Genomic DNA, 6833 nt, shown 5'->3' with positions numbered 1-6833 from the left:
CTAGTATAATTACCAGCGAATTCCAGACGCACGAAATTGTATTGAAAATTGCCAAGACTATGCCCATCCCAAGCACCGAAGCCATCTTCATCAAAATCGAAAAAGCGCTCATGGAACTAGCCGCGCGTGAAGACCCTGTTTTTGTGATGCGGATTAAATCCATTTTGCTGACTAATTTGGATCGTGGCCGCCTTCACTATTTCATCGAAGATGATATTTTACGCGTAAGGCTCTATGTGCAAAAGATTGTTGGCAATTATCGACAATTCGCCCCTGACCTGCGAAAATTACAAAACGATCACTGCCCGCAGACATGGACAGCATTACTAAAAAAACTGCAACGGTGGATATTCAACTACCTGGTGCGCAAAGGATTTCAGGCAGATGCTCATACTCAGATGATTGCAGAAGAACTAGCCAACGAAGCTGCCATCCAATTGCTGAACGCCTATTTCCCCTTTGACGCCCACTTTGATGCCTGGGCCCATGTCATCGTTATCAACACCTGCCGCAAATATTTCCGTAGCAAATTGAAAAAATCATCCATACCGGATAATTGGCTGGTTGATATCGAACCGTTGCACAATATGTTGCGCGATGACACATTCACAGAAAAAGAACGTCAAGCTGAATTGCATGAGACCATCCATAAAGCCCTCGCCCAACTTCCGGATGCGCGTCGGGAAGTGATCGAATTAACCTATCTGCAAGGAATTTCGATCAAGGAAGCGGCTGAGCATATGGGAAAAAGTGTCGGCGCGCTGTACAGTTTGCGTTTCTACGCCCTGGAAGATTTGCGCGAGATTTTAGGGCAAACCGGGAATAGTAATGATGACAAACGCTGAGCAAAAATTAAATTCACAGACACCTGAACGAAAATTGCTTGCCGATTTAGTACAGATGAATACAGGACGAGTACCACGGGGAGAAGATGAGATGTTAGCATTATTTGCTGAAGAAGCCCATCGAGGCGTAAATATTGAGGCACAGTATCCTACCTTTTATCGAAAATTGCTCCAAAACGCCGACGTGCGGCAGGCGTTTACTGACTTGCTGGATGCACTTGAACAAGAAGAACAGCTTACCCATCCTTTACCCCAAAAACCTAATATTGACCTAAGGTTTTTAAGAACCCAATCGCCCCGGTCTCACCTGGAATGGTTGGCACCCGAACATTGGCGTATCGGCTGGCAGCACACATTCGAAAAATTATGTCAGATTTTCTCTCCTTCTGAACTAGCCTATCGTTTGGACGCTGTGGCTATCGAAGACCCCTGGTTTACGCTGTTGAGAGAAGATTTTGAGATTGCCCCAATTGTGTATTCGATAGTACTGGATTGTAATCTCGCTACGGGGGCGAATGAAACGCTGACACCTTATTTGAATCTTGCGGTCACGTTGGGAACCGAACAACCGCGCCCGGCATTTCCGCTTCAGGCACGCTTACAGTGGGGAAACTACGACGCGAGCATCACACTGGATGAAGCTGGGCGCGTACGCCTGCCGGATATTCCGTTAGATGCAGCTTTTGATGCGGAGCTTAACCCCATCGAAGTCGATTTTAATTTCACGTTGGAAGCTTTGGCCTGAGCCATGCTTGAGGCCACTTCTGTCGTGCAGGCTTATCTCGATATTACCGAAAAACTGTTCACAGGGGAAATTGATGAAAACGCTCTGCCTACGATTGCCAAAAATCTTCCTGTTCTAAGTGAGAAATCACTATATGCGTTGGGGCAACATGCTGAAAATACTGCTCCAACGCAGCCGCGGCGCGCCTGGGCAATTGCCGCCGTTACCGATGCTGCGGCGCAGGCCCACCCGACCACGCCTTTTATACAAGCCTTGGCGGCCTGGTATTTGGGGCGCGCAGCTAATTATTGGGTACAACCTAAACGTGTAAGCGCTGCCATTGCTCGCGCCCGGAAGGGTTTTGATCAAGCAAGTGAACTCGGTTGGATGGCTGCTTGTGATTGGCAAGCCAACGCCCTGGCATGGACAAAACCCAACGTTGTCGAAGCTGCCGAAATTCTGGAAAAAGCCCTGGAGGGTTTAACCACCGCTGGCATGGATAACTTTGTACCGCATTGCCGCCTGTCGTTGGCTTACGCCCAAATTATGACCGGTCAATATGAAACCGCCGATCAAAATATCCAGGCTAGTGAAGCTTATTTTATAGGCCAGGGGGATACCATCAACCAGGCGCGTTGTTGGTTCCAACAGGCCAGCCGCCTTCGTCGTCAATCCCGTTTCGAGCAGGCAATCGAGTTGCTCGAACAGGCGATGTCCGTCTTCCAACGTGAGAACCTGCAAATCGATATTGCACACACATATGGCCAACTGGGGCTAATCCACCTACTTAGGGCAGATAACCTTTCCAGCGCTGTAGCTTATTTTGAAAGCGCCGCCCAAGTATTCAGAGAACACACTTTAGATTTATTGGAAGCAACCAGTCAATCCATTTTAGGTTCCATCCATGTGCAAAAAGGCCAACTTTCAGTTGCAAATGAGTACTATCAGCAGGCGCGCATCCACATCATCCAGCACGCTGTTCCCGGTTTATTAGCAGATAACCTCAATGATAGTGGAAAACTAAATGCACGCTTGGGTTTATCTCAAGTTAGTCTTACACAGTATCAACAAGCTGAAGAAATTTATCGTCAACTAGGTCTTTCAATACAAGTTGCCATTGCTGTGTTCAATCAGGGGGAGGTATATGGATACCTTGGTCGGTATCAAGACTCGCTATATTATCTAGAACGGGCGAAGGAGCAGCTAACCAACTCCCAAAATTATCTTCGCCTGGGCACATGTAAACGATATATGGCGGCCACCTGGCTGCGATTAGGCAATTTCACGCAAGCACACCAACATCTGGACCAAGCCATTGAAGATTACGAAACCGTCGGGCAAAAAGCCTATATTTCATCTATCTATCTTTTACGGGCCGACATACTCTTTAAACAAAGTGAATTCATAAAAAGTGTCGAATCACTCGAACAATCGCTGACGATTGCCAATGAACATGCCCTAAAACCTCAGGCGGCTTTAGCACAACGCCTTTTGGGTGAAGTATTCACACACACGGGGGAATACGAACGTGCCCAACAGAATTTGGAAGCAGCGTATACCCAATGTAGCGCAATGGAAATGCTGCTGGAACAGACTGCCTGTCTGGTGGCACTGGGCCGTTATTATCTTGAAACCGACGCTCCCTGGCAGGCGCAAGCCGCCTTTCAGCAAGCACTGGCACTCAGTCAAGGCGATTTCCCTGAAAGCGACTGGCAGGCGCAATCCGGGTTGGCTGAATTGGCTGAAACGCAAGGACAAACAGATGAAGCGCTTCAAGCCTATCGGCAGGGATGGGACGCACTTGCCAAAATTCGCCATAATTTCTGGCAACCCAGTTTAGCAGGTTCGTATCTACAAACCCCGGCACGATTTTTCGATCAGGCCATTCGATTGTCCGCACAACATGGGTACGCCGAAGATGCGCTAACATTTATAGATGATAGCAAGGCTACCACGCTGTTGCGGCAACTTGCCCAAAACCATCACAACCGTTCAGCGAACTCCATCGAACTAGAAACGCTGCGCGGTGAGATTAATTGGCTGCATGAGCAACTACGCGAAATATTTCAGACGCATAATCAGCTCAAAGCGGCGATCCTATCACGCCAGATGCGCTCCCGTTTAGCCGAGAAAACCCGTCAATATGATGCACTGCTGGCCCAACTTGAGCGTCAGGGTACAGTTGCTACCGAAGTGGCGGGGCTGTCCGCACATTTTGATCTCGATGACTGGCGTGTACACGCAGAGCATTATCTGGGGCAGAACTGGTTGGCGCTGGATTATTATCTGACGGAAACTGAGTTGTTCACGGTCATTGTCACCCCCACAAGCTGTCAGGTACACATAATCCCGCGTACCCCGCGGCTCGCCCTGGCGCTCGAAAACACCCACAAAGCGAATTTGCTCTCAGCAGATGATCTGGCCGTTTTGGGCGCGGCACTACTCCCAGCGGCGCTTGAAGCGCATCTTACCCCGAAAACCGTTGTACTGCTATCCCCCCATCGTGAGCTGCATGAGCTGCCTTGGGCGGCGTTGCAACCTGGCTTCGCGGCACAGCCCTTTATAAAGTTGTGTATCCCCTGCGTGGTGCCATCGTTGCAAAGCTTGCGTTCACTGTGGGAACGCGCCGCCGCGGCAGATCAAGCATCTCTGGAGCAGGGGTTGGTGGTTGGACTGTCGCGCTTTCCCAATGGGCAAGTGGAATTACCGGCTGTACGCGATGAAATGAAGATGCTGCAAGACAAACTCGGCCCCGAGGTTGGTTTCTTGCTCGAAGAGCAGGCTACCTGGGGGCAGGTTCAAACCTTACGGGAGCAGGAACCCACCCGGGGGTTGTCCCGTTTTGCCTGGCTGCATTTCGCCGGTCACGCCTTTTCGGATCCACTTACCGGACGGATGGGCGGTTTCACGCTTTGGGATGGCGATATCCGTCTGGATCAATTGCAAGACCTTCATCCGCTGCCGCAGACAATGATTTTCTCGGCGTGTAACAGTATTTTCAACTATTTGTATGCGGGGGATGAGCCGGTAGGACTGCCGACCACATCTTTGATTGCCGGAGCCAGCCGCGTGATTGGCAGTATCTGGCCAATCTTGGACCATGCCGGGCATGATTTTACAGAAGTGTTTTATCGTTATTACCGGACGGGGGTTTCACCAGCACAGGCTGTGGCGCTGGCACAACGGACGTTGATTGAGCATGGAGCAGAGATGACATCTTGGGCCAGTTTCACTTGTGTGGGGCTGCCGTAAAACGTAAAACAAAGCTGGCATGGTTTTCTCCATACCAGCTTTGCTTATATCATTTTAGTGATCTACCAAGGGCCACCACCGCCTCCGGAACAGCCATCGCAAGCCAGGGCTGCAGGCACTGTGATTTCATCGCCCTCAGCAGGATCAAAAGCGGTAAAATGGAACGGACTTTCAGCAGGCGTTACACCTGCCACACTCAAGCCAGTGCCAATGGCCGTGGTAGCCAACATCACCACCAGCAGGCTGAGTAGAACAATACGAGATAATGTTTTTCGGTTCATTTTTTGCTCCTTTTTGTGTCATTGGGTTTGTGGTGTTTGCGGCCGCTTACACTACAAAAGACGAAAGAGTACCGAAAAACATATCGTGGGGTTTCACCCTCACCCCTCCCCTCTCCCATTGGGAGAGGGGGATTCTGTATTTGAGCTTCACTACAAAACAGTATGAACGAAGTTCAACCTTTTGATGAAATACAATGCGCCCAGATTGTGCAGAAGTATATGCAGCGCAATGGCTGGCAGCTTATTGATGCACAAACGCTGTCTGCGCCGATTTGGGATGCCGTGCGCGCGCAAAAACTGTCGTCGCAGGCTGCGGTAGCGTATGTAAAAAACCAGGTCTGGCAGCAATATGCCGAGATATTGCACCAGGCCTGTCGCGAATCCACTGGCAGTACGTATGAACAAGCCTGGGCTGAGCTTCTGGCTTGGCTAGAGAATCAAATAGGGTATTTACCAACAGCGGTCCAAGACACTGATCGGCTCGCCCAAGAAACCTTGCTCAGTCTGCATGATAGGCTTACCAAAGAACCCCTGAAATCCCCGCGAGCATTTCTTGCTTTTGCACTCCAAACACTAAAACGCAAAAATATTGACTTGCACCGTAAGGATATGGCTGTCAAGCGCGGTGGTGGAGATGGGTTATACTTAGAAGAGATACCATTTCGTTCTATGGACGCTGATGGCGATGACCCCCACTGGGAAGATGCCATTCCTGATACGGCAAAGGATGCACAATATATTGAGGAAACAACGGCCATGCAAGACATCCGGCAGAAGATGCAAGCTTTTTTCCGAACATATCTGACTTCTGACCTGCAAATTCAGGTGGCCGAGGCTCATTTTTTGGATGGGCTAACCCCAAAAGAAATTGCGCAATTAATGGGAAAACACTCACACGAAATCCGAATGCTTAAGGCGCGGGTTATACAACAGTTGCGTAGCCTCCCCCAAGAGAAACGCCAGATACTTCTGGAAATACTCTCTGTTGCAACCGACTTGTCTTTCAATGAGGTGGATGATGAATAGCGCCCATCCCCATTTTGAACAACTTGTTCAACTCGTAACCGCTCCCCATATTAAGGATGGTAATTTAAGCTTCTGTCAGCAGTGCCAGGATGAATTGTATATATTCGTCAGCGATGAACTTGCCGGGCAGGATGTTGACATGGTATACCCTGAAATTGCCCATCATTTGAATCTTTGCGAGTGGTGTTTGCAAGAATATGTGGAATTGGCTGATTTAACAACAAACGCGCTTTATTCTGAGGTATCCCCATGAACCAGGATGGATTATTAGCTTTGCAAGATGCATTATCCGGTTCCCTGGGGCCGCATTTAGATGACGAAATGATCTCCGAACTGGCAACCGTTGAGGCAGCGGGCGAAGATATTGAGGCCTTATATCCAGACCAGGTCAAGCACCTGGAGGTCTGTGCTCAATGTGCCACTGAATACAGCGAATTGGTAGATATGATGCTGGTGGCTGTTGGTGATTCGGTTGTAGCAGTAAGTCCACAAGAACAATTTGTTCAATTATTGCGAACAGATTTCGATCAAAAAGATATACACATGCCAGGATTTAGTAGCGTACTTGATCAATTGGTTAGCTATCTACCCCTGAGTTTTGTTACACAACCTGTTTCAGTTAAAGAAATTCAGTCTGGCATGGTTGAGCAAATCGCGCGCCAGAGCGCTGTACCGGAAAAGCAATTCCAAGAATTTATAACTGTG

At 49.1% G+C, this 6833-nt stretch carries 7 protein-coding genes; 6 read left to right on the top strand and 1 reads right to left on the bottom strand.

Going from position 1 to position 6833, the window contains the following annotated elements; translation table 11 throughout:
- The 3 genes from HN413_11555 to HN413_11545 form a co-directional block, all read left to right on the top strand.
- The coding region (locus HN413_11555) for an RNA polymerase sigma factor (GenBank protein MBT3391033.1) at positions 1–845 on the top strand (845 nt) is incomplete at its 5' end.
- Positions 846–936: 91 nt separating this feature from the next.
- Positions 937–1590 carry a hypothetical protein gene (locus tag HN413_11550; GenBank protein ID MBT3391032.1) on the top strand — a complete coding sequence of 218 codons (654 nt, stop codon included), beginning with the start codon at positions 937–939 and terminating at the stop codon, positions 1588–1590.
- A gap of 3 nt (positions 1591–1593) precedes the next feature.
- Positions 1594–4821, top strand: coding sequence for a CHAT domain-containing protein (locus HN413_11545; GenBank protein ID MBT3391031.1), 3228 nt, complete (start codon positions 1594–1596; stop codon positions 4819–4821).
- A gap of 62 nt (positions 4822–4883) precedes the next feature.
- On the opposite strand, the gene HN413_11540 is transcribed toward HN413_11545, so the two are convergent.
- Positions 4884–5102 (bottom strand): hypothetical protein, encoded by a 219-nt coding sequence (locus tag HN413_11540; protein MBT3391030.1) that lies wholly within the window; start codon positions 5100–5102, stop codon positions 4884–4886.
- 162 nt (positions 5103–5264) lie between these two features.
- On the opposite strand from HN413_11540, the gene HN413_11535 reads away from it, so the two are divergent.
- The 3 genes from HN413_11535 to HN413_11525 all read left to right on the top strand — a co-directional run.
- On the top strand, positions 5265–6128 hold the full coding sequence (locus HN413_11535; GenBank protein MBT3391029.1) for a hypothetical protein: 864 nt from the start codon (positions 5265–5267) through the stop codon (positions 6126–6128).
- Entirely contained in the window at positions 6118–6381 is a 264-nt protein-coding gene (locus HN413_11530; protein ID MBT3391028.1) for a hypothetical protein, read from the top strand. Before HN413_11535 ends, HN413_11530 begins: the two co-directional genes overlap by 11 nt.
- Positions 6378–6833, top strand: a 456-nt coding sequence (locus HN413_11525) for a hypothetical protein (protein ID MBT3391027.1), incomplete at its 3' end; no start/stop codon positions are given. The genes HN413_11530 and HN413_11525, both read left to right, overlap by 4 nt.

It is taken from the genome of Chloroflexota bacterium (assembly GCA_018648225.1).
Classification (GTDB): domain Bacteria; phylum Chloroflexota; class Anaerolineae; order Anaerolineales; family UBA11858; genus NIOZ-UU35.
Note: the sequence above shows the minus strand (reverse complement) of the source record. Positions and strands in the feature narration are given on the sequence as shown.

Excerpts from the sequence above, each read along its gene's own strand:
- HN413_11550 (MBT3391032.1), top strand. The coding sequence starts at position 937 with ATGTTAGCATTATTTGCTGAAGAAGCCCATCGAGGCGTAAATATTGAG.
- HN413_11545 (MBT3391031.1), top strand. The coding sequence starts at position 1,594 with ATGCTTGAGGCCACTTCTGTCGTGCAGGCTTATCTCGATATTACCGAA.
- HN413_11540 (MBT3391030.1), bottom strand. The coding sequence starts at position 5,102 with ATGAACCGAAAAACATTATCTCGTATTGTTCTACTCAGCCTGCTGGTG.
- HN413_11535 (MBT3391029.1), top strand. The coding sequence starts at position 5,265 with ATGAACGAAGTTCAACCTTTTGATGAAATACAATGCGCCCAGATTGTG.
- HN413_11530 (MBT3391028.1), top strand. The coding sequence starts at position 6,118 with ATGATGAATAGCGCCCATCCCCATTTTGAACAACTTGTTCAACTCGTA.